The sequence below is a fragment of the Flavobacterium psychroterrae genome (genome assembly GCF_018380615.1).
In the GTDB taxonomy this organism is placed as follows: Bacteria; Bacteroidota; Bacteroidia; order Flavobacteriales; family Flavobacteriaceae; genus Flavobacterium; species Flavobacterium psychroterrae.
In genome coordinates this window covers 105813-128186 of record NZ_JAGYVZ010000015.1, presented here as the reverse complement: position 1 = coordinate 128186, position 22374 = coordinate 105813, and the positions used below count along the sequence as shown (strand labels likewise).

Annotated in this window: 21 protein-coding genes; 11 read left to right on the top strand and 10 right to left on the bottom strand. The window is 33.5% G+C overall.

Features of this window, described 5'->3' with window-relative positions:
- Positions 1-130: 130 nt before the first annotated feature.
- The 3 genes from KHA90_RS16240 to KHA90_RS16230 all read right to left on the bottom strand — a co-directional run bounded on the left by KHA90_RS16240 (position 131) and on the right by KHA90_RS16230 (position 2594).
- On the bottom strand, positions 131-667 hold the full coding sequence (locus tag KHA90_RS16240) for a hypothetical protein (protein ID WP_213302836.1): 537 nt from the start codon (positions 665-667) through the stop codon (positions 131-133).
- Between the two features lie 71 nt (positions 668-738).
- A complete protein-coding gene (nhaA, locus tag KHA90_RS16235) occupies positions 739-1884 on the bottom strand; it encodes a Na+/H+ antiporter NhaA (protein ID WP_213302834.1) in 1146 nt (381 codons plus the stop codon).
- 17 nt (positions 1885-1901) lie between these two features.
- Complete coding sequence (locus KHA90_RS16230; RefSeq protein WP_213302832.1) at positions 1902-2594, bottom strand: aspartate/glutamate racemase family protein; 693 nt, start codon at positions 2592-2594, stop codon at positions 1902-1904.
- Between the two features lie 104 nt (positions 2595-2698).
- On the opposite strand from KHA90_RS16230, the gene KHA90_RS16225 reads away from it, so the two are divergent.
- The 5 genes from KHA90_RS16225 to KHA90_RS16205 all read left to right on the top strand — a co-directional run bounded on the left by KHA90_RS16225 (position 2699) and on the right by KHA90_RS16205 (position 5656).
- Positions 2699-3640, top strand: a complete 942-nt coding sequence (locus tag KHA90_RS16225) for a 2-hydroxyacid dehydrogenase (RefSeq protein WP_213302830.1) — start codon at positions 2699-2701, stop codon at positions 3638-3640.
- Between the two features lie 184 nt (positions 3641-3824).
- Positions 3825-4196 (top strand): DUF805 domain-containing protein, encoded by a 372-nt coding sequence (locus KHA90_RS16220; RefSeq protein ID WP_213302827.1) that lies wholly within the window; start codon positions 3825-3827, stop codon positions 4194-4196.
- 16 nt (positions 4197-4212) lie between these two features.
- The gene (locus KHA90_RS16215; protein ID WP_213302824.1) at positions 4213-4596 is read left to right on the top strand and encodes a DUF4234 domain-containing protein; all 384 of its coding nucleotides are present in this window, start codon (positions 4213-4215) and stop codon (positions 4594-4596) included.
- On the top strand, positions 4571-5035 hold the full coding sequence (locus KHA90_RS16210; protein ID WP_213302821.1) for a DUF2752 domain-containing protein: 465 nt from the start codon (positions 4571-4573) through the stop codon (positions 5033-5035). Before KHA90_RS16215 ends, KHA90_RS16210 begins: the two co-directional genes overlap by 26 nt.
- Before the next feature lie 219 nt (positions 5036-5254).
- Complete coding sequence (locus KHA90_RS16205; protein ID WP_213302818.1) at positions 5255-5656, top strand: DUF805 domain-containing protein; 402 nt, start codon at positions 5255-5257, stop codon at positions 5654-5656.
- 71 nt (positions 5657-5727) lie between these two features.
- On the opposite strand, the gene KHA90_RS16200 is transcribed toward KHA90_RS16205, so the two are convergent.
- A complete protein-coding gene (locus KHA90_RS16200) occupies positions 5728-7530 on the bottom strand; it encodes a GNAT family N-acyltransferase (protein ID WP_213302815.1) in 1803 nt (600 codons plus the stop codon).
- Between the two features lie 118 nt (positions 7531-7648).
- Here KHA90_RS16200 and KHA90_RS16195 point away from each other — a divergent pair, with 118 nt between their 5' ends.
- From KHA90_RS16195 to KHA90_RS16180, 4 genes are all read left to right on the top strand, one after another.
- A complete protein-coding gene (locus KHA90_RS16195; protein ID WP_213302812.1) occupies positions 7649-8410 on the top strand; it encodes an exodeoxyribonuclease III in 762 nt (253 codons plus the stop codon).
- 121 nt (positions 8411-8531) lie between these two features.
- On the top strand, positions 8532-9476 hold the full coding sequence (locus KHA90_RS16190) for an OmpA family protein (RefSeq protein ID WP_213302809.1): 945 nt from the start codon (positions 8532-8534) through the stop codon (positions 9474-9476).
- Positions 9477-9662: 186 nt separating this feature from the next.
- The gene (locus tag KHA90_RS16185) at positions 9663-9914 is read left to right on the top strand and encodes a hypothetical protein (protein ID WP_213302806.1); all 252 of its coding nucleotides are present in this window, start codon (positions 9663-9665) and stop codon (positions 9912-9914) included.
- Between the two features lie 220 nt (positions 9915-10134).
- Entirely contained in the window at positions 10135-11172 is a 1038-nt protein-coding gene (locus KHA90_RS16180) for an aldo/keto reductase (RefSeq protein WP_213302803.1), read from the top strand.
- A 107-nt stretch (positions 11173-11279) separates the two neighbouring features.
- Here the strand turns inward: KHA90_RS16180 and KHA90_RS16175 are convergent, their stop codons facing one another.
- The 3 genes from KHA90_RS16175 to KHA90_RS16165 form a co-directional block, all read right to left on the bottom strand.
- Positions 11280-12923: a DUF4139 domain-containing protein gene (locus tag KHA90_RS16175; RefSeq protein ID WP_213302800.1), complete on the bottom strand. Its 1644-nt coding sequence runs from the start codon at positions 12921-12923 to the stop codon at positions 11280-11282.
- Between the two features lie 70 nt (positions 12924-12993).
- A complete protein-coding gene (locus tag KHA90_RS16170) occupies positions 12994-13617 on the bottom strand; it encodes a murein L,D-transpeptidase catalytic domain-containing protein (protein ID WP_213302797.1) in 624 nt (207 codons plus the stop codon).
- A 12-nt stretch (positions 13618-13629) separates the two neighbouring features.
- Complete coding sequence (locus tag KHA90_RS16165) at positions 13630-14790, bottom strand: vWA domain-containing protein (RefSeq protein WP_213302794.1); 1161 nt, start codon at positions 14788-14790, stop codon at positions 13630-13632.
- 203 nt (positions 14791-14993) lie between these two features.
- Between KHA90_RS16165 and KHA90_RS16160 the strand changes: the two genes are divergently transcribed.
- Together KHA90_RS16160 and KHA90_RS16155 are read left to right on the top strand one after the other, a co-directional pair.
- Positions 14994-16814, top strand: a complete 1821-nt coding sequence (locus tag KHA90_RS16160) for a tetratricopeptide repeat-containing sensor histidine kinase (protein WP_213302791.1) — start codon at positions 14994-14996, stop codon at positions 16812-16814.
- On the top strand, positions 16811-17560 hold the full coding sequence (locus KHA90_RS16155) for a LytR/AlgR family response regulator transcription factor (RefSeq protein WP_244860391.1): 750 nt from the start codon (positions 16811-16813) through the stop codon (positions 17558-17560). Before KHA90_RS16160 ends, KHA90_RS16155 begins: the two co-directional genes overlap by 4 nt.
- Before the next feature lie 173 nt (positions 17561-17733).
- Here KHA90_RS16155 and KHA90_RS16150 read toward each other — a convergent pair whose 3' ends face one another.
- The 3 genes from KHA90_RS16150 to KHA90_RS16140 are packed head-to-tail and all read right to left on the bottom strand — an operon-like array spanning position 17734 to position 22234.
- Positions 17734-19698, bottom strand: a complete 1965-nt coding sequence (locus tag KHA90_RS16150) for a transglycosylase domain-containing protein (protein WP_213302788.1) — start codon at positions 19696-19698, stop codon at positions 17734-17736.
- A gap of 20 nt (positions 19699-19718) precedes the next feature.
- The gene (gene radA / locus KHA90_RS16145) at positions 19719-21080 is read right to left on the bottom strand and encodes a DNA repair protein RadA (RefSeq protein WP_213302775.1); all 1362 of its coding nucleotides are present in this window, start codon (positions 21078-21080) and stop codon (positions 19719-19721) included.
- Positions 21080-22234 (bottom strand): alpha/beta hydrolase, encoded by a 1155-nt coding sequence (locus tag KHA90_RS16140; RefSeq protein WP_213302763.1) that lies wholly within the window; start codon positions 22232-22234, stop codon positions 21080-21082. The genes radA and KHA90_RS16140 overlap by 1 nt, the downstream gene beginning before the upstream one ends.
- Between the last annotated feature and the right edge of the window lie 140 nt (positions 22235-22374).

Here is a 22374-nt window from a genome sequence, read left to right as displayed (position 1 = left end):
ATTTATCCCAACAAGCAAAATTATAATTGATATCGAAGAAAAAAGTATTTGATTAATTCTTTTCATTTAAAGCAAAATTGGAATTTGGAATTTTAAAATATTGGAATTATCCCAATATCTATCGTGATTTTTACTTCTTAATCAACTGTATATACTTCCTCCCGCATTCTGAAATCTTAGTATAGGAATTCATTGCATTGCCGTAATTCTGAATTGTCAGCGTATCTTTTACATAACCTGCATTAATTCCTGTTGGGATTTCAAGTTCTTTAGTTTCTGAATCTGTAATAGAATCAGATTCTTCTTCGTGACTAATATCTCCTTCAAATTCATCCCATTTTATACCTTCTAAAACTATATATTTTTCACCAGATTCATTAGTTGTAAAACGCGCATTGCCTTTTAGTTTTCTAAGGTTTGTTTTTAGAAAATAAGAGTAACCGTTTTTCTCTTTTTTAATTTCCACCGAAATTTTACATTCTCCGGTATTGTTTTCGTCTGGTTGTGTTTCATAAAAACCTTCCATAGATTCTTCTTTTTGATTGGTTTGAAGTGCGATATCGGTTTCAGATGATTCTTTTTCTTCTACAGGTTTTTCTTTATTAGCGCAAGCTGAAAAAGACAGGATTAAGAAAAGAATAAAGAGAAAATTAGGTATTGATTTCATAGTTAAACAGTTGTATGTTGTTATGATTCTGGTTTGTCAATATTGTTAAATGTCAAATCACGCCAAAAAAATTAAACGGCTTTTTTCTTTGCCAAAATATATTTCAGATAAACAAAACCAATTATTCCGGAAAGCACCGAAGCAACAAGAATTGCAATTTTCGAAAAAACAATAACTTCAGGATCTTTAAACGCTAAAAGCGTGATAAAAATGGACATGGTAAAACCAATTCCGCCTAACATTCCTGCGCCCAGAATGTGCGCCCATTTTAAACTTTTTGGTAAAGCGCATAAACCTGCACTTACTCCAATTGAAGAAAAAAGTATAATTCCTAAAGGTTTTCCAATTACTAAACCCAAAATAATTCCAAGAGTATTGGGATGATTTAAACCTTGATGCCAGTCAGATTGTATGGCAATACAAGTGTTTGCAATGGCAAATAAAGGCAGAATTACAAAAGCGACTGGTTTGTGTAAAAAGTGCTGTAATCGATATGAACTTGATTTTTCTCCGCCATCACCAAACGGAATCACAAATGCCAATATAACGCCGGTAATTGTAGCATGAACACCGGAATTCAGCATAAAATACCACATTGCAACTACTCCAATTAAATAAGGAATCAGGTTATGAATTTTCATTCGGTTTAAAAGGAACAAGAAAGCCCAGATTCCTAAAGCTATGGCAAGATTTACAAAAGCAATTGAAGTAGTATAAAAAATCGCAATTACTATAATAGCGCCTAAATCGTCAATAACCGCTAATGCCGTCAAAAATACTTTTAATGATGCGGGAACTTTTTTTCCTAAAAGAGATAAAATTCCAATTGCAAAAGCAATATCAGTCGCCATTGGGATTCCTGCTCCGTTTTGTGTTGCGGTTCCAAAATTCAACGCCAGAAAAGTAGCTGCAGGAACCAACATTCCGCCAAAAGCCGCCATAATAGGCAAAGAGGCATTTTTGAAACTCGAAAGTTCACCATGATAAATTTCACGTTCCAGTTCTAACCCAATCAGTAAAAAGAAAATAGTCATTAAACCGTCATTGATCCAATGCGTGATCGAATGACCAAAAAAATCTTTTTCCCATAATGAGATATATTCTATTTGAAAAGACGAATTGGCAAGATATAAGGATATAATTGTAACAAAAAGCAAGAGTAATCCTCCGGATTTTTCGTTTTCAAAAAAAGATTTAAAAGTTTTGGATAATTTCATTTTGTGTTTTTAATGTTTTATTCTAATGAAAATTCAACAGCTTTTTTTGCATGGATTTCAGTAGTGTTAAACAATTCAGCATTCGTATGTTCATTAGTAATTAATAATTCAATCTCTGTGCAGCCCAATATTATTCCTTCGGCTCCTTTATGAATTAAATCAGTAATTATTTCTAAAAAGATATTTCTTGAATCAACATTTATAATTCCTTTTACTAATTCTTCATATATAATTCGGTGTATATTGGCTCTTTGTTTCTCGTTTGGGATTATAGTTTCGATTTTGTATTTATCAAGCAAACGAACTTTAAAAAAATCTTGTTCCATAGTAAACGACGTACCTAATAAACCTATTTTTTTTATACTTTTCTCCACAATCTTTTCGGCAACTGCATCAACAATATGAATTAACGGAATTGACACATTTTTTTCTATTTCGTCAGATACTTTATGCATGGTATTGGTACATAAAATAATAAAATCAGCACCACCTTTTTCGAGTTTTTGTGCAGCTTCAATCATTAAATATCCCAATTTTTCCCAGTTTCCTTCTTTTTGCAATAATGCTATCTCATTAAAATCTACAGAATATAACAACGATTTGCCGGAATGGACACCACCTAATTTTTCCTGAATAGTTCGGTTTATTATCTGATAATATAATGAAGAACTTTCCCAAGACATTCCTCCAATTAAGCCAATTGTTTTCATATTCCTTTTTATGCTAATTTACGCATTTCTTGTTGAATTAATTTTGTCAAAATAATAAACGGCAATTTTTTTGTTACTTTGTTTTCTTAATTAAAGTTTAATTTATGAGCGTAAAAATTCTACATATCGACAGCAATCATCCTATTCTTTGGCAACAACTAGAAGACGCAGGTTTTGAAAACCACACCGATTTTAAATCTTCTAAAGAAGAAATTGAAGCTAAAATTCAGGATTATAACGGAATCGTAATCAGAAGCCGTTTTAAAATTGATAAAACTTTTTTAGATAAAGCGACCAATTTACAGTTTATTGCCAGAGTTGGCGCGGGTTTAGAAAGTATCGATTGTGATTATGCCGAAGCAAAAGGAATTCATTTAATCGCTGCTCCCGAAGGTAATCGCAACGCTGTTGCAGAACATTCATTGGGAGTAATTTTGTCATTATTCAATAATTTAAATCAGGCTGATGCCGAAATAAAAGCCGGACAATGGAATCGTGAAAGCAATCGCGGTCATGAGCTTGACGGGAAAACGGTTGGAATTATTGGTTACGGAAACATGGGGAAAGCTTTCGCCAAAAAACTTCGCGGTTTTGATGTAGAGGTTTTATTTCATGATATTGTAGAAAATATAGGAGATGAAAATGCAAAACAGGTTTCGTTGCAGGAATTACAACAAAAAGCGGATGTTTTAAGTCTGCATCTTCCGTGGACTTCGGAAACGGACAAAATGGTAAATTCAGATTTTATAAACGCATTTGCAAAGCCATTTTGGATTATTAATACATCTCGCGGTAAAAATATTGTTACAGCAGATTTAGTTGAAGCAATGAAGGCTAAAAAGATTCTGGGAGCAGGTCTGGACGTTTTGGAATATGAGAAGTTATCTTTTGAAACACTTTTTCAGGATAAAAACACTCCTGCAGCTTTTCAATATTTGCTCGAAGCTAAAAATGTTCTTCTAACACCTCATATAGCAGGTTGGACATTTGAAAGTCACGAACGTTTAGCACAAGTTATAGTCAATAAAATCAAATCCATTTTCTAATAAAATTCTTAGCTTTTTGTTTAGATTTTAATAACAAGTCTTTTCTGTAGAATAAAGTTATTTAGAATTAGTTTTTATAAGTATTTTTTTTTAATATTGTTTCAGATTTTAACAAAATTTTAGATAATAAGGAGTAGCCGAAAATCCTAAAAGAGTAGGCATTTAACTAACTAATTTTATAATTATGATTGAATGGTACAAAAAAGTAGTTTTTGAAAACTACGCAAATTTTGATGGAAGAGCTAGAAGAAAAGAATATTGGATGTTTTTCCTGGCTAACGTTATTATCAGTTTTGCTTTAGGTTTTGTTCTTGGACTAATTTCGCCAACTTTAGGTTTGGCTGCAAATGTTTACAGTCTTGCCGTTTTAGTTCCTTCTATTGCAGTTGGTGTTAGAAGAATGCATGATGTAGGTAAAAGCGGATGGTTTCTGCTTATTCCAATCTACAATTTAATTTTAGCTTGTACAGAAGGTGATAAAGGAGTAAATGAATACGGTCCTGATCCTAAAAATGAATTTAAAGAAATCAACGAAATCGGAAAAGTTGACTTGTAATAATTAATTATAAAAAATGGAGAATAATTTACACGAAACATCTAACAAGGTTAGCGAGCCAATTCCGGTATTTAAGGTAGATCCTATAATGGTTTTGGTTTTTGGTTTTTTAACTTGTGGATTATATTTGATTTACTGGAATATTAAAGTATCTGAGGTTTTTAATGCCGTAGCAGAAAGAGAAGTTATTTCTCAGCCTATCGCCATTTTTGCCGGATGCTGTATGCCTGTAAATATTTATTTTTATTACCTGGCTGGAAAAGAAGCGTTGCCAAAAGTTTATGAAAAAACCGGTGAACTTCAAAAAGACCAATCCACTTTATTAATTCTGTTAGGATTCTTTTTTCCTATCGCAGCAGCAATGATTGTACAAGGTGACATCAATAGATTATACAAATAATAACAGAATAAAACGTAAAATTTACGGAATTATCGGTGCAGCAATTACACTGATAATTCCGTTTTTTTTAATGCTTGACAATCACAATGATCATCTGGAATCAGATCAGTCGTTTTGCCCTTTCAAAATGGTTACGGGTTTTCCCTGTCCCGGTTGTGGGATTACGAAATCATTGGTTTATTTCTATCAGGGTGATTTGTACAAGTCTGTCAGTTATCATATTTTAGGTCCTTTTGTTATTGTATTTTGCTGGTTAACGATTATTGTATTAACGACAGAAATTATTACCAAAAAAGAATACTTTACCGGGCTTTTATACAATCGAAAACTGGCATATAGTTTGGCTTACTTTTTAGCCTTTTATCATTTAATAAGATTGGTTCTTTTTATTAGAAACAGTTCTTTTGATGATATATTACATCAGTCTATCTGGTTTTAAAACATACAAAATCCCATTTTCGAATGGGATTTTTTTATGGAGAATTTATTCCTTCAATTTTATAGTTCATTCCGCTTTATAATACCTTTTTCTATTACAAATAAAACTTTTACAATCCCCGCGCGAATTTAGATTCCTTAATCTTATGTTTTTATATAAGTATCAAAAGGAGTAACCGAAATCCAAAAGAGTAGGGAATAATTTTGTAAATAAATAATTATGATTGAATGGTACAAAAAAGTAGTTTTTGAAAACTATGCGAATTTCAACGGAAGAGCAAGAAGAGAAGAATTTTGGTTTTATAATCTCGCGGGTTTAATTATCTCGATTGTTTTAATGATAATTGACCAGGTTTCAGGCTTAACTTTTGGAGTTGCTAAAACTGGAATATTAGGACTGGTATATGGTTTGGCTATTTTTTTGCCGGGTTTGGCTGTTTCAGTTCGAAGATTACATGATATAAATAAAAGTGGATGGTTTTCTTTTATAGTATTAATTCCTTTGATAGGAGTAATTTGGTTGCTGATTTTGTTTTGTAAAGAAGGAGATCAAAGTAGAAATGATTACGGAAATGATCCTAAAAATATATTTGATGAAATGGATGAAATTGGAAAAGAGTAATTATTATATAAAAAGAGAAATCCCATTTGCCTCAGCAAACGGGATTTTTCTTTTTAATATTGGTTTTGAATTTAATCTTCTTTCTCAGCTAATTTACGCTCTAATTCTATTTGAAACTCTTCAATTACAGGTTTCATAGTGCTTTCAGGAATATCTGCGATTCTAATGTACATTAAACCATCTATGGCATTGTTGAACAAAGGATCGACGTTAAAAGCTACAACACGTGCGTTTTGCTTGATGTATTTTTTAATTAAAACAGGTAAACGTAAATTTCCCGGTTCTAATTCGTCAATGATTTTATCAAATTTATTCAAGTCAGATTCAGCTTCGTCGAAGATAAAATCTTTATCGGCATCTTTCAGTTTAACTTTATATGCTTTCTTCGGATGAATATATTGAGCAATATACGGATCGTAATAATTAGATTTCATGAACTCAATCATCAATGATTTCGAGAAATCAGAGAATTGATTGCTAATGCTTACACCACCTAATAAATATTTATGTTCAGGATAACGCAAAGTGGTATGAATAATACCTTTCCATAATAAAAACAAAGGCATTGGTTTTTGCTGATATTCCTTAATGATAAAAGCGCGGCCCATTTCTATTGATTTATGCATCATATCATGCAATTCAGGCTCAAATCTAAATAAGTCATTCAAATAAAAACCTTCAATTCCGTATTTTGGGTAAATTTCAGAACCCAATCCCATACGATAAGCGCCGGCAATTTTTTTAGTTTCATCATCCCATAAAAACATATGGTGATAATATTGATCAAATTTATCTAAGTCAATAGATTCATTTGTTCCTTCGCCTACTTCACGAAAAGTAATTTCACGTAAACGACCAATTTCATGCAGAATATTTGGGATAGATTTTGCTGTTGCAAAAAATACTTCATAATTTTTACTTTGCAGTAAACGACAATCGCTGTTTCTTAAAGCATTAACCTCGTCAATCATTTTTGGCTCGCTTGCAGGAGTTACAATTTTTTTAGGAGATTTTGGTATTTTTAAACTTGCAGTATCTAATAATTTGCTGTCCTTTTCAAAAGGATTTGCCAGCATATAAGTTTTCTTTCTTAAAAATTCTGAGTAATCTTCAAACGATTCAAATTCGTTTTGCTCGTTTACAGAAATTGGTTTCCCAATACGAACTTTAATTACACGATCTTTTTGAGTTAACAATTCAGATGGTAATTTTGCAGTTCTTAAAGTATCATCGATTTTAGAAAGCCAATAAAATAATCGGCTGTTTTTAGCGTGAAAATAAATCGGCACAACCGGAACTTTGGCTTTTCTGATCAGTTTCAAAGCACCTTCTTCCCAAGGTTTGTCAACAACCAGTTTTCCATCTCTGTAAGTAGAGACTTCTCCTGCAGGGAAAATTCCCAACGGCTTTCCATCGCTTAAATGGCGTAACGTTTCCTTGATTCCTACCACACTGGATTTAGCATCCCTATGATTCTCAAAAGGATTAACCGGCATGATGTATTTTTTAAGCGGAACAATTCGGTGTAATAAAAAGTTAGCTATAATCTTGAAATTAGGTTCTCTTTCAAGCATTAATTTCAAAAGCAAAATCCCATCAATTCCTCCAAGCGGATGATTTGAAATGGTAATATAAGCGCCTTCTTTAGGCAAACGTTTTAAATCTTCTTCAGGAATTTCAAACTTAATTTGTAATTCATCTAATACTCCGTTTAAAAACGCAACATCTTCTAAATGTTTATTATGATCGTAAATTTTATTAAGGGTAGAGATCTTAAGGACCTTCATAAGAATCCAGCCTGAAAAAGTACCAAGAACTCCGTACTTATCAACATTTATTGCCTTTGCAACTTCTTTCGCGGTAACTAAACCCATGTACTATTTTTAATTTATTAGAGCAGCGAACAAAGATAACAAAAAACTCTACTTTTCGTTGATTCAAACACAAACTTTCCACTTTTTTATTACATTTGGAATCCTTAAAAAAACACTGATGAAAATTATTTCTTATAATGTAAACGGAATACGTGCCGCAATAACTAAAGGCTTTATCGAATGGTTACAACAGGCGAATCCTGATGTTATTTGCCTTCAGGAAATAAAAGCGACTGAGGAACAAATTCCGGTTGACGCTATTACTGCCGCGGGTTATCCGTATCAATATTATTATTCTGCGACCAAAAAAGGCTACAGCGGAGTGGCAATTTTATCCAAAATAAAACCCAATAATGTAGTTCACGGAACCGGAATTCAGCACATGGATTTTGAAGGACGTAACCTTCGTGCTGATTTTGACGACTGTTCTGTAATGAGTTTATATCTTCCGTCAGGAACAAATATTGAGAGATTAGACCATAAATTTATGTTTATGGATGACTTTCAAACCTACATTAACGAGCTAAAACTAACAATTCCGAATTTGATTATTTGCGGCGACTACAACATTTGCCATGAAGCGATCGATATTCATGATCCGGTTCGTAACAAAACGGTTTCGGGATTTTTACCTTCAGAGCGTGCCTGGCTGGACGGATTCATGAAATCCGGTTTTATCGACAGTTTCCGCCATTTCAACAAAGATGCGCATCATTATTCATGGTGGAGTTACCGCGCCGGAGCCAGAGGAAACAATAAAGGATGGCGTATAGATTACAATTTAGTCAGCGATTCACTGCAGCACAGATTAAAACGTGCCGTGATTCTTCCGGATGCCGTACATTCAGATCACTGTCCGGTTTTAGTCGAAATTGAATAATTTTGGTATTGTTGTTGTTGAGAGGATAGCGAGTTTAAATTTCAAAAATTAATATTGTCATTGATATTGAATTTTGACATTGTTGGATTATTAATGCGCCCCAAATAAAAACGAAAAGAAAATGATTAAAAAGGCCTCCATCGGATTACTGGTTGTAGCAATGTCTATGACATCATGTGTATCCAAGAAAATTTACAACGATCTTGAAACTAAATATTCAGATCTAAAAAAAGAAAACCGTTCAATTGCTGATCAAAATACCGATTTACAAAAATCAAAAAATCAGCTTGAATTAGATCGCGATGCATTAACAAAAGATTTAAGCGCAACAAAATCTGATCTTGAAAAACAAAAAGCAGATTTAGCGGCTCAGCAAAAAAAGTATAAAGTGCTACAGGATTCTTATAATGCATTAGAGAAAAATAGCAACGATGCATTAGAAAGCAACATGGCTAAAAACCGTGAATTGTTAGCGCAATTAGAAGCAAAATCTAAAAAATTAGCTGATGAACAAGCACGTCTGGATAAAACGGCAAGCCGTTTAAACGAACTTGAAGCAATGATTGCCGCTAAAGAAGAGGCAATGCGCAAACTGAAAGAAACTTTATCAAAAGCCTTAAACGGTTTTGAAGGTAAGGGATTAACGGTTGAACAGAAAAATGGAAAAGTTTACGTTTCTATGGAAAACAAATTACTTTTCAACTCGGGAAGTTGGGCAGTAGGAGTAGAAGGTAGAAAAGCAGTTGTAGAATTAGGAAAAGTATTAGGTGATAATCCGGATCTTTCGGTTCTTATCGAAGGTCACACAGATGATGATCCTTATGCAGGTTCAGGTCCAATTGCAAACAACTGGGATTTATCTACAAAAAGAGCTACAGCAATTGTAAATATTTTAAGCGAAAACGCTAAAATCAACAAACAAAAATTAACAGCAGCCGGACGCAGTGAATTTTCTCCACTTGCAAGCAATGCAACTCCGGAAGGAAAGGCGAAAAACCGTAGAATCGAAATCATCCTAACACCAAGATTAGATGAAATCGCTGAAATGCTTAATAGTATTAATTAAGATGCTAAGTCTCTAAGGGACTAAGTTTCTAAGATTTAAGGCTCAGAGTTTTTACTTTGAGCCTTTTTTGTTTTTATTACAAAAGATGCAACGAAATTTATTGATATCCTGGTTGGAATTTGGAATTTAAAAATTGGAATTTCCATTCTTATTATTTCGCAACTTTGAATTTCTAAAATTATAATTATGGGACTTCCAGAATTAAAAGATAAAATACGCCATCAATTAGATTTAGCTGATGAAAGAGTATTGCGAATTGTTTCTTCTGTTTTTGATAATTACTTAAATGAGGTGGTTTCATATGATGCGCAGGGAAATCCTTTGACTTTATCTGAATATAATAATAAAGTTGAAGAAGGTTTGAATGATGAGAAATACAATCGAATAATTTCAAAAGAAGATTTATCGAAAGAAATGCAAGATTGGGATAAAGAATAATGGCTAAACATGACAGGAAAATTAAATTATCATTAAACAGTCCAAAAAAAAACTTAGCAACTCAGAACTTTAAAACTTAGCCCCTTTAAAAAAACCTTATCCTTTTTTTAACTTTTGTCGTATTTTCGTTTGAAAAATCCCGTCGTATCTTTGAGTTGTATAATTGAAAGCTGATAACTTAGAATCTTATTCACTCAGCAACTTAGAACCTCAAAGAAAAATGAAATACACTACTTTACCCAATACCGACATAAAGGTTAGTAAAATCAACCTCGGAACAATGACTTTCGGACAGCAAAACACTGAAGCCGACGGACATCAACAAATGGATTATGCGCTTGAAAGAGGCATTAATTTTTTTGATACTGCCGAGATGTATTCAGTTCCGGCAAACGAAGCAAGGTACGGAAGTACAGAAAAAATTATAGGAACATGGTTTAAGAAAACCGGAAATCGTGAGAAAGTAGTTCTTGCTTCTAAAATTGCAGGTCCAAATCCAAATTTCACTTACATGCGTGAGAAAGTAGATTTTTCTCCGGCAAGTATTACATATGCTTTAGAAAATAGCTTAAAACGCCTTCAAACAGATTATATCGATTTGTACCAGATGCACTGGCCGGCAAGAGATACTAATTATTTCGGGCAACGTGGTTTTGGAGGTCATGATGATGCCTGGGAAGATAATTTTAGAGAAATCCTTGAAACTTTTGATGGCTTAATCAAACAGGGAAAAATAAAACACATTGGAGTTTCTAATGAAAATGCCTGGGGAATGATGCGTCTTCTTGAAGAAAGCAAGTACCAGAATCTTCCAAGAATTAAAACCATTCAAAATCCGTATAATTTATTAAATCGCCTTTTTGAAGTAGGTTCTGCCGAAGTTTCAAAATATGAAAATGTTGGTTTATTGGCGTATTCTCCATTAGCGTTTGGAGTTTTAACTGGTAAATTTTTATCGGGAGAAGCACATCCAAATGCGAGAATCAATCTTTTTCCTCAATATACACGTTACAACAGCGAGCAATGTACACAAGCTACAAAACTGTATCAGGAAATTGCACAAAAACACGGCTTGACTTTGACAGAACTTGCAATGGGATTTGTATTGCAACAGCCATTTTTAACCAGCGCGATTATTGGTGCAACAACAATGGAGCAATTAAAAGAAAACATTGATACAATTGATGTGTTTTTATCAAAAGAAGTTCTGACCGAAATTGCTGCTGTTCAGGCAATAATTCCTGATCCGGCACCGTAATAATTTTGATTAAGTGATTCGACAAACCTAACAGGTTTCTTCAACATAGTTTCATTAGAAAAATATAAAATCCCGATACAATAAGTTTTTATCGGGATTTTATTTTATTATAAATTCAAAACCTGATCTTTAGGATATCTCACTCTGTAACTAATTCGGAATTTCTTGACTTCATTAGGTTTCATCTGCAATTGCCAGGTTAAAATTCCTGTTTCGGTATTCACTTTTGCACTGTCGCTTTGCAATAATTCAACCTCGATTTCTTTATTAGTAGTCAAAGGATATTGATCCTTCAGTAAAAGTTCAATGTTTTCCTTCTTGTTATTTCTTACTGTGATATCATAAGTGAAAGTCTGTTCTTTTTTTGAAGATAAAAACTTAGTTCCTGATTTATCGGCTACTTTTTCACGTTTAATAGATACTTTCTTGTCGCGTCCCATACTTAAATTCAAAGTATCACTCGTTTGATTTGGTTCTATAAAAGTTTTGCCTACATACATGCCTTCAAAAATAATATTCGCTTCACCTCTTAATAAATTGTATTTACTGTAATCTGCTATTTCGGCTAGAAGAAAAGCTTCGTTTTCCACTCTTGGTGCAGCATAATATTTATAAGATGCTGGTAATTTTATTTCTTTTAAAGAAACACTATGAACTTTTCCGTTAGATAAAATATCATACGGAATATCAATATCAAACGAAACATTCAATTGATTTTCTTCAACAGTTGTGAAATCTGAAACAGATGATTTTTTCATAATAGGCGCTGCACTTATAACAACTTCCTGTAATTCTTTTTCCTCAACAGCAACTCCCGCAACTCGTCCTTGCAATTGGTTCATTTTGCTTCTTTGCGATCCATAACCATTTTGAGCGTAACTATTATCTCTTAAAAACCATGAACTTAGTATTGGAGCCTGATTGTTTTGATTTGGCATTCCACTTGACAAAGTAAGTTTTACTTTTTTCCAGTCGATTCCGGTATTTTGAACAACTTGTGCTTTGTACATCATATTAATTGGTGCCGTAACACTTTCGGCACGTAAATCATAAAACGGAGTCCACGCAGCATTATTTGTTAAGTATGAAATGTCTAAAGGAACGATTCCCGCAACTTCATTCATGACCTGAACAATTAATTTACCTGACGAAGTTTTTTCCTCTTTGTTAGCGTTAATCTCCAGTTTACTTTGTAGTTTATAAAGGATCTCGTTTAGTTTTTGCTGTTTTTCTGAAAGCGTATTAATGTTATTGGCAATCTCGATTTGCTTCGTTTTATAATACTCCACCATTTTCATCAATTCGGTTACATTTAAACCTGAATTAACGCCATAGATTTGCTGGTTTTTGTCTAAAAGCTGAATTGTTTTATTTTCAGAATTAATGGTATTATTCACTTTCTGAATTTCTTTTTGTACGATTACAATACTATCCCGCACTCGTTTTAATTCAGGAGATTTTGTATCTGTATCATATTCTGAAATATAGTTATTGGTAAACTGAACCGAAAGCACCGTAACTGTCGAAGGAGATCCTATTTGTATCGAACTTTCGTTTAAATCAACAGCGACATTTTTTATGACAATTTCACTAGTTCCTGCGGGTAAATTGGCACTTGCTAATTGTGAAATTTCGGCGGCATTAAAATAAACCGTGGCGCTTTTTACTTTTGCGGTTGTAAAGACTGGCTTTTGCGCAAATGCAATCGCGCAAGCCAATAATAAGACAGATATTGTTATTTTTTTAATCATGTGATTTGTATTTTAGATTTTCTTTTTTTTGGAAGGTTTAGATTACGAATATCTGCAATTAAATCGAATTCTAATAGTAAATAACCAGAATGATTTTCTTTTTAGAGTTGTCAATAATCTTTTCAATTGCATTAAAAAATGTTGCATTTACCATCGGGCAACCGTAACTGTTGCAAATTGGGTTTTCCTGTTCTTCAAACGGAACTTTGCTATACTGGTGTAAAACAACATTGCGATCAAAGGCATTACTATTAGTTTTATCTAAACCGTACAATTTATAAGCTTTTCCAAACGATCCTTGATATGAAGTTCCTATTGCATATTTCCCTAGTGAAGTACAATGAGAATCTTTGAGATTGCTGAATTTCAATTCGCCCGGAATACCAGTTTCAGAACCTGTTCCGTGTCCGACCAGACCTTTATTGAGTATTTTGTTTTGCTTTAAATCATAAATAAAAAACCGGTTTTTCCCAGACTCAATCTTCATATCTAAAAGAAAGACAATATTTGAATTGTATTTAGGAGATTTCCCCAAAAAACTCCTGATTTCAATTGTCTCACTTTTTAGTTTCTCTTTATAGGAATAAACCGGTTTTGAATTTTTAATGATTTCTGGCTTCTCTTCTTTATTACTGCAGGCAAAACTCACGCCAAAAATTCCGATCAAAAGCAAAAAGACAATTTTCTTTTTCATCTTTATGATAATTTATTTCTCAACCGTATAACCTTTAACTTTTGCAAAACCAACTATCGATGTATTTATCGCATTGCCTAAATCATCTTGTTTCTTGGTTTTTTTAGATTCCGTATCAATAAATTGCTGACGTTTTTTGCCTAATTCACCAATTTCTTTTTGGATCGTTTCTCTTTCTTTTGTTTTTTGAGCGACAATTGTATTTATTTCAGCTTCAGATTTGTTTTGAAGTTCTGCTGGTAATTCTTCTTTTTTAATTTTCGAAATAGCAGTTTTGTCATCTTTTACTTTATCGACCAGATCCCAGCTTTCATTTTTATAAACTGCTTTTGATTTGCTCACCGCACGTTCTGCATAATTAGAAGCAGAAACTTTTTGCGCATTTTTATCCTGTGTTTCCTGATTCATCTTTTTTGCCGAACCTTTAGCGCCATAACTAATATAGGTTTTATTGATTTTTTCGTTACACTTTGTAATTTCAACATCATAAGGCGTTGCGATATATTTTACAGCTTCGTTGGAGTCGATATTAAAATATTTCCCTTTTCCGTAATCAGCGCCATTTTTCCATAATTCGTTTATGCCTTGCGCTTTATCTCCGCAATAAATAGTATTCACATAAATGCCATTTTTAAGTGCGTTGCTAATAGCTTCTTTATAATTAATTTTTCCCTGATTAAATTCTTCGTTTCCTGCAATGTAAATCAACTTCATATTGTTGTTGTCCTTCGCCCATTTTAACTGGTTTGTTGCATCCTGAATTACGGCGCCGCAATATTCGTTTCCGCCATTTGTACTTAAAGAAAACAGTTTCTCTGAAATCAAATCCAAATCGGTTGAAAGAGGCGCGATTTGTCTGATATAATTTGATTTTTCAGATAAACCATCATTTCCATATTCATATAAAGCGATTTCGATATCCGGCGTTTTACCGTCATATTTTAAAGTCGTTAAAGTATTTACAATGTTCCAGAGCCTTGATTTCGCCTGATCGATCAAACCGTCCATACTTCCGGATGTATCCAATAAAAGTGCGACTTGTATTTTTGTGTTTTCTGCTGCGATTGGATTTTCTATTTCAGTACTTTTCTTCGGATTTGCATTTGAAGAATTACAGCTTAATAATGAAATTGTAGTGGCTAAAACTGCTGTGATAAATAGATTTGATTTCATGATTTCTGGTTTTTAATTGTTGATTACAGACCAAACTTAAAAACTAAAAACCCTGCTTTTTTGCAGAAAGGGTGAAACGCAACTTTCATTTGGTGAAACGAGTTGTAAACGGAATATAAAATACTTTACTTTACATTGTTGTTTTTTTGAAGGTTTTCAGGTGCTGAAAATCTGAATTTCTAAGGCTTAAAGAAATTAAAAATATGAGACGTTTATTATTAAGATCTGTATTTTCTGTAATGCTAATGTTGCTGTTTCCGTTGGGAGTTGCGGCACAGGATTCTATAGCGAAAAAGAAGGCAATGCCAGCTACAAAAATGAGTAAAGCCGTTACTAATTTAGAGAAATCCTTAGATAAAAATGATGAAGGAAAAATTGCCGAAAACTACGAACAATTAGCAAATGAATTTCTCAACAAAGGAGATAATGCAAAAGCCGAAGAATATTTTAAAAAAGCGCTTACAAGTTATACAAAACTCAAACGTGTAAATGATAAAACCAGAGTAACCAGAAGTCTTGCAAAAGTGCAGGAAAATCAGAAAAACTTTGGATCTGCAATTAAAAATTATGAAGTCGCAGGTTCATTGGCAAAAGATGCATCTGAAGAAAAAATCAATTTAAATGATGCAAATCGTTTAAAAAATCAGGCAGAACCTGTAATGCAGGCAACTTATGTGAACTCTAATATTGAATTGCTGAAAAAGGAAAAGAAAAGCGGCGAAGTAGCAGAAGCTTATGTTCAAAAAGCGGAGAATTCATTGCAGCAAAAAGACAAAAGTGTTGCAATTGAAAGTTATAAAAACGCGCTCGTTTACGCAAAAGACAAACCCGAAGCGGTTATTAAAATCAAAAATGAAATTGCAAATGTTTACGCATCAGACAATCAGTTTGAAAAAGCAATTGGAATCAACGAAAAATTATTGGCAGAAGCCGTAACCAAGAAAGATTTTAATACCCAAATCAAACAATTGCAATCTATAGCGTCACTTTATTTTAAAAAGGAAGAACCGAAAAAAGCAGTGGTTTCCCTGAAAGAAGCGTATGATCTTGCGTCAAAAAAAGGAAATTCGGCAGAAGCCAAAAATACTTTATCTGCTTTAGTGAAATATTACAAGTCCGAAGGGAACGAAAAAGAAAGTATGGCGCTTTATGAGCAATTCGTTCAAAATTTTGATGAATTGATTCAATCCGATACAACCTTAATCAGCGCAAAAACTTTTCAGGTTACCGAAGGAAAAATTCGTCAGCTTGAAAAAGAGAAAACATTAAAAGACGAATTGATTACCAAGAAAAACACGTTCAATTATTTTCTTTTGGGATCCATTTTATTGCTTTTACTTTTGTTCGGATTTATCGTAAAAGCGTTGTATGCCATAAAAACCAAGAATAAAGAAATCGCTTTGCAATCGTTACGACGAGAAATGAATCCGCATTTTATATTCAATAGTTTAAATAGTGTCAATCAGTTTATATCTGAAAATAAAGAATTAGAAGCCAATAAATACCTAACTTCTTATTCAAATCTGATGCGTGATATGATGGAAAACTCCAATAAAGATTTTATTTCATTAGATAAAGAAGTCGAACAATTAAAAAAATATCTTGATCTGGAACATTTGCGTTTTCAGGATAAATTTGATTTTGAAATTACGGTTGATGAAAAGCTTGATGCCGAAAGTGTTTTTGTTCCCAATATGATTATTCAGCCGCATTTAGAGAATTCCATTTGGCATGGTTTGCGTTATCTCGATAAAAAAGGGTTGTTACAGCTTAAATTTCAGCTTGTCGATGCAAAAGTTGTTGTAGTTATTGAAGACAACGGAATTGGTTTAACCAAAAGCCAGGAACTTAAAACCAACAATCAGAAAGTGCATGAATCCCGTGGTCTCAATAATACCAAAGAAAGAATTGGTTTACTGAATGAATTGTACAAAAAGGATATTTCATTTGTAATTAAAGAGAAAAAATTGCCGGAATCAGGAACAATTGTCGAAATTGTTTTTCCATTAATTGATACAATATGATGACAATCCAGAAGATAAAAAGTGTAATTGTCGAAGATGAATTGGCTGCGCGCGAAGTACTTAAAAACTATTTGAGTAAATATTGCCCGCAAGTCGAGGTTATTGGTGAAGCACAGAATATAAAAGAAGCCGTTCCAATGTTGCATGATTTAAAGCCACAATTGGTTTTTCTGGATGTTGAAATGCCTTTTGGGAACGCTTTTGATGTTCTCGAAGCGTGTAAAGATCTACAGTTCGAGACCATATTTGTAACTGCTTTTTCTGAATATTCGCTAAAAGCCCTGAACCAAAGTGCTGCTTATTATTTACTGAAACCTATTAGTATCGAAGAATTGATTGTTGCGGTAAATAAAGTCCAGCATCAAATTATGAATCATGAAATTTTTAACAGAAATAAAATTATCGTTGAGAATTTCCATGAAGCAAAACCGGAAAAGCAACAGGTTATTTTACCAACATTAGAAGGTTTTGAAGTCGTAAAAATGGAAGAAATCGTTCGCTTACGTGGAAATGGAAATTTCACAGATCTGTATTTGAATAGCGGAAACAAGAAAATGGTTTGCAGGTTTTTAAAACACTTTTCGGAGATTTTGCCTTTGCCTTTTATCCGCGTTCACAAATCCCATATCATTAATATGAATTGCGTGAAATCATACAATAAGGGCGGAATCGTAACTTTAAACGACGGAGCCGAAATTGAAGTTTCACCTACTTATAAAGAGGAATTTTTAAGGAATTTTAAGTAGGTTTTTAATCGCGCAAAGACGCAAAGGCGCAAAGTTTTATAAGCAATATTGTCATCCTGAGCGGAGTCGAAGGACACACGAGAAGCTCCGCAACGTAAGACAATCTTTGGCTATTTACTAGTGTGATTTCTCCTTCCGTCGAAATGACAAAAACTTAGCGTTTTTGGGGTAATCTATAAATCAAATTCGTCACCAATAGCCAAAGAATCCGCAGGAACAGCTGTTGAATCGGGAGTTTTAATGCGTATCAACGAACGTGCATTTCCTGAAATATAAACGGGTAGTTGCCCTATTGTATCTTCAGGCACTAAGAGACCTCGACGAAACATTAAATTTTTTAAAAACTTCTGATTTTGAACTGCAAAGTCTCTCAAATTTCCCTGATCATTAAACTGATACATGAATTTTCTTGGTTTGGGAATAATAGTTGCCAGGTATAAACATTCGTCTACATTTAATGCCGACGGACTTTTTTGGAAATAGAAATGACTTGCTTCGCCAATTCCATATACATTTGGTCCCCATTCTATGATATTGAAATAAACTTCCAGCATTCTTTCTTTGCTTACAACACGATTATTTTCTAAGATATAAACTAAGAGAATTTCTTCGAGTTTACGTGAAAGTGTTTTTTCACGGGTCAGAAAAACGTTTTTAATCAATTGCATACTAATCGTACTTGCGCCACGAGAGAATTTTTTAGTTCGGATATTCTTTAAAATCGATTGTTTGAATGCTTCATTTATAAATCCGCGATGAGAAAAGAAAGAAGGATCTTCTGTCGTTAACACAGATTTTCGCAAATAGGGTGAGATCTGGTCTAAAGGCGTGTAATTTGGATTTGAATTTCCAACTAAAACCGGACGCTGTAAAACGTTCTGAATTATGGCGCGATAAACAAATTGACCATTTAATTTATTAAGATCGGCTTCGCCATATTTTATGATTTTTAAATCTTCTTTGTTCAGTTTACTGTCAAAAACCAGAGTATTTGGTCTGTTTTTATTGAATTTGAAATCTAGTTTATAATCAAAATTCCCTGTCGCTTCCATACCCTGAAAGTGCGTAAACAATCCATCAGGAAGCGAAACAATAAAATCCTGCGCTTTCATTTTCGGGATATCAACTTTTAAAGTATAAATGGTATCTTTTTCAGTATTATATGAAATATAAGGTTTTACTTTTATCTTATTCAATTGCATTGTTGAGGTGCTGTCGATCGAAATAAAATCATCTCCTAATAAAAAGCGATAATCAAAACGGGCATTTTTAATAACAACATCTTTACTGGCAATTTTAGGATGATTGATTTTTAAATTAGCGATTGAAGTATAACCGTCAATATGCAATTCGCTTCCGTCTTTTTCAATGTTTGCCACGTTTAAACGAATAGAATCAAAACTTGCTTTTAAGTGATAGCGTTCATCAAGATATGGAACGCGAATTGCGCCGGTATCTAAATTAAAGAAACGAATATCGGCTTTTTTATTTCTTGGATCGGCAAAACCTTTTATGTTCCAGCGCTGGTCAAAATTTTTACTTTGAACATGAAGACTAGTTTCAAGTTGTTTATTGTCTAAAACCAGTTTATTTACCGCAACAGAGGTTTTTTTGCCATTGTCATCAATTCTGAAATTCAGGTTTTCCAGTTTCATGTCTGTGGGAACCAGATTTAGTAATTTAGAGATAATTCGATAGGCAAAAGTCGCATATTTGCGTTTTTCGTTTTTATCAGAATCGGTTTTGTCCTTTTTCAAGAAAGCATCAAAGTTGCGAACATTTCCTTTTTTGACTAATTGAATATAGCCGTTATTTACTTTTAAGGTCCCTATTTGAACATCGCCAATTAACAAACTTGATAAACTAACGCTGGTTTCTATTTTTTGAATGTGGCAAAGTGTATCTGCATTTTTAGGAACCAATATAACATCGGTTAATTTAATGCCGGACAAACCATCAAATGTAGCCGATTTTACAGAAAATGTACTGTTATATTCGGTATTCATCTTGTTGGTCACTTTTGCAATTGCTTGTTTTAAAAGCGAATCACGAAAAAAGTAGAAACCTAAAAAAAGCACTACTAATACTATTGCAAGTATTAGAAGTGCTTTGTATATTTTTTGTTTTGGAAATTTCATAAAGTAAAATTATAACAACATTACCCAAAAAGAATTCCGGCTACATCTTCAATTTTGGCGACAAGCTCAATTTTGATTCCGGTGTTTTTTAAGGCAATTTTGTTGTACTTGGATACAAATATAGTGGTGAAACCTAATTTTTCGGCTTCCTGAATACGCTGGTCAACACGATTTACAGGTCGAATTTCTCCTGAAAGTCCAACTTCGCCGGCAAAACAACAGCCTTTTGTTACCGGAATATCCTCGTTTGAAGATAAAATTGCAGCAACAACAGCCAAATCAATTGCAGGATCATCAACAGAAATTCCTCCGGTTACGTTCAGGAAAACGTCTTTTGCGCCTAAACGAAATCCGGCTCTTTTTTCTAAAACCGCCAAAATCATATTCAAACGTTTTGCATTATATCCCGTAGTGCTTCGTTGCGGGGTTCCGTAAACTGCGGTACTTACAAGTGATTGTATTTCGATCATTAACGGACGCATTCCTTCAAGTGTTGAGGCGATTGCGGTTCCTGATAATTCTTCGTCTTTGTGTGAAATTAATATTTCTGACGGATTACTGACTTCTCTTAATCCGCTTCCTAACATTTCATAAATTCCTAATTCGGCAGTAGAACCAAAACGGTTTTTCAGCGAACGTAAAATTCGGTAAACGTGATTTCGGTCGCCTTCAAATTGTAAAACGGTATCCACCATGTGTTCCAGAATCTTTGGTCCGGCGATGTTTCCGTCTTTTGTGATATGTCCAATTAAAATAACCGGAATATTGGTTTCTTTGGCAAACTTGATTAATTCAGCGGTGGTTTCTCTAATTTGAGAAATACTTCCGGCAGTTGATTCAATATAATCCGTGTGTAAAGTCTGAATCGAATCTATAATGACAATTTCAGGCTGAATGGCTTCAATTTGTTTGAAAATATTTTGCGTTTTAGTTTCGGTCAAAATATAACAATTGTCGCTGTTTGGCGTGATTCTTTCGGCACGCATTTTTATTTGCTTCTGACTTTCTTCGCCGGAAACATATAAAGTTTTATAAGGCAGTTTTAATGATATCTGCAGTAAAAGTGTACTTTTTCCTATTCCGGGTTCACCACCCAAAAGTGTCAGAGAACCAGGAACAATTCCACCGCCTAAAACACGATTCAATTCACCGTCAGTAGTATCCATTCGGATTTCCTGAGTCGAGTCGATTTCATTGATTTTTAATGGGCGGGGCGCTTTGCCGTTAGAAGTAGGTTCACTTTTCCAGGCTACTTTTTCCTGCTTCTGAATGATTTCTTCAGCAATAGTATTCCATTCTTTGCAGGCATTGCATTGCCCTTGCCATTTGGCATATTGGGTGCCGCAATTCTGACAAAAAAAGGAAGTTTTAACTTTAGACATTATTTAGTGGTTTTTTCAAGTGTTTTCATCTGGTCGATTTTCTCGTACATTAAATCTTTATTCAAATCGCCAATAGGTTCCATTTGTGAAGCATTCTGATATTTTTTAGAAGCTCTTTTAGGATCTCCCATTTTCTCGTACATCAATCCTAATTCATATTCGCCCAACATCGCTTTTGGATAATTTACATTTCCAATTTCTGCCATTTTACCTAATTCATCGTACGCATTCTTTTTCAAAATAAGCGTTTCAATAATTTTGAAATCACTAATCCTTACCGGAATCTGAACTCCCATAACTTTAGACATGATATCGTATTTATTTTGCAGATAATCTGCGTAACCAGTTTCAAGAATAGCAATTTTGCTGTTGTATTCAGCAGAATTTATAGGTCTGTAAACTTCAAATATGTGGTATAAGGCGCTTGGAATTGCGTGTAAAACTTCCGTATAATGCGTTGTGCCTTTAAATACATCGTATTTGTAATTCACCAACGGATTATTGGCAATTTTAATATTGCTGTCTAATTTTTCTATAGGTTCTTTGATTTTTTTGTTATCTCCATCCGCTACAGATAAGTAGTAAAATAACGGCTCCGTTACTTTGGCAAATTTTTCAGGAATTCTAACTTCCATTTTATTGGCAAGTTCCGGGCTAAAAGCTATATAAGCGTTAAAAAGTGGCTGTTCCTTGTATAAATAAAAATTCAGAAAACTTGCAGTAACGTCATGTCCTGCAATAATTCTAAATGGAGTTGTACGATATTTTTTTTCGATGTACGGAATTAATTCTGCTCCAATAAATTCAAAAAAGTTCGCTCCTTTTTCAAAAGGAAGTCCGGTGTTTTGATCAATTGTAGTATCGTCTTCGCGTTCGTCATTTTTATTTTGATGAATTCCAATGATAATCATTTCGGGTAAATCTCCCCAATATGAACCGTAACTTACTGCTCCGGAAAAAGGATCAAATAAATAATCACCATCTAATAAATATAAAACAGGGTATTTTTTTTCAGGATTTGCTTCGTAAGAATCTGGAAGTCCAATGGTTATTCTTCGTTCTTCTCCAAGTTTGACAGATTGAATGTTGTCGAATTTTTTCTGAGCAAATACAGAAACTGAGATTAAGATAAACAGCAGGTAAACTTTTTTCATGATTTGGGGCATTTCAGTGAATTAAAAAGTATTGAAATAGTGTAGCAATATAATACTTTATTTGCTTTTTTGTTTATGTAGGAATTTAAAAAAAGCAATGAAGTTTAGCACGAATACTAAAATCTCAATGTCATTAAGTT

What these genes read in the sequence shown, in the direction of transcription:
- radA (WP_213302775.1), bottom strand. Translation starts at nt 21,080, where the DNA reads ATGTCTAAAGTTAAAACTTCCTTTTTTTGTCAGAATTGCGGCACCCAA.
- KHA90_RS16240 (WP_213302836.1), bottom strand. Translation starts at nt 667, where the DNA reads ATGAAATCAATACCTAATTTTCTCTTTATTCTTTTCTTAATCCTGTCT.
- KHA90_RS16180 (WP_213302803.1), top strand. Translation starts at nt 10,135, where the DNA reads ATGAAATACACTACTTTACCCAATACCGACATAAAGGTTAGTAAAATC.
- KHA90_RS16220 (WP_213302827.1), top strand. Translation starts at nt 3,825, where the DNA reads ATGATTGAATGGTACAAAAAAGTAGTTTTTGAAAACTACGCAAATTTT.
- KHA90_RS16150 (WP_213302788.1), bottom strand. Translation starts at nt 19,698, where the DNA reads ATGAAATTTCCAAAACAAAAAATATACAAAGCACTTCTAATACTTGCA.
- KHA90_RS16160 (WP_213302791.1), top strand. Translation starts at nt 14,994, where the DNA reads ATGAGACGTTTATTATTAAGATCTGTATTTTCTGTAATGCTAATGTTG.
- KHA90_RS16170 (WP_213302797.1), bottom strand. Translation starts at nt 13,617, where the DNA reads ATGAAAAAGAAAATTGTCTTTTTGCTTTTGATCGGAATTTTTGGCGTG.
- KHA90_RS16185 (WP_213302806.1), top strand. Translation starts at nt 9,663, where the DNA reads ATGGGACTTCCAGAATTAAAAGATAAAATACGCCATCAATTAGATTTA.
- KHA90_RS16140 (WP_213302763.1), bottom strand. Translation starts at nt 22,234, where the DNA reads ATGAAAAAAGTTTACCTGCTGTTTATCTTAATCTCAGTTTCTGTATTT.
- KHA90_RS16175 (WP_213302800.1), bottom strand. Translation starts at nt 12,923, where the DNA reads ATGATTAAAAAAATAACAATATCTGTCTTATTATTGGCTTGCGCGATT.
- KHA90_RS16200 (WP_213302815.1), bottom strand. Translation starts at nt 7,530, where the DNA reads ATGGGTTTAGTTACCGCGAAAGAAGTTGCAAAGGCAATAAATGTTGAT.
- KHA90_RS16230 (WP_213302832.1), bottom strand. Translation starts at nt 2,594, where the DNA reads ATGAAAACAATTGGCTTAATTGGAGGAATGTCTTGGGAAAGTTCTTCA.
- KHA90_RS16205 (WP_213302818.1), top strand. Translation starts at nt 5,255, where the DNA reads ATGATTGAATGGTACAAAAAAGTAGTTTTTGAAAACTATGCGAATTTC.
- KHA90_RS16225 (WP_213302830.1), top strand. Translation starts at nt 2,699, where the DNA reads ATGAGCGTAAAAATTCTACATATCGACAGCAATCATCCTATTCTTTGG.
- KHA90_RS16155 (WP_244860391.1), top strand. Translation starts at nt 16,811, where the DNA reads ATGATGACAATCCAGAAGATAAAAAGTGTAATTGTCGAAGATGAATTG.
- KHA90_RS16195 (WP_213302812.1), top strand. Translation starts at nt 7,649, where the DNA reads ATGAAAATTATTTCTTATAATGTAAACGGAATACGTGCCGCAATAACT.
- KHA90_RS16190 (WP_213302809.1), top strand. Translation starts at nt 8,532, where the DNA reads ATGATTAAAAAGGCCTCCATCGGATTACTGGTTGTAGCAATGTCTATG.
- KHA90_RS16215 (WP_213302824.1), top strand. Translation starts at nt 4,213, where the DNA reads ATGGAGAATAATTTACACGAAACATCTAACAAGGTTAGCGAGCCAATT.
- KHA90_RS16165 (WP_213302794.1), bottom strand. Translation starts at nt 14,790, where the DNA reads ATGAAATCAAATCTATTTATCACAGCAGTTTTAGCCACTACAATTTCA.
- nhaA (WP_213302834.1), bottom strand. Translation starts at nt 1,884, where the DNA reads ATGAAATTATCCAAAACTTTTAAATCTTTTTTTGAAAACGAAAAATCC.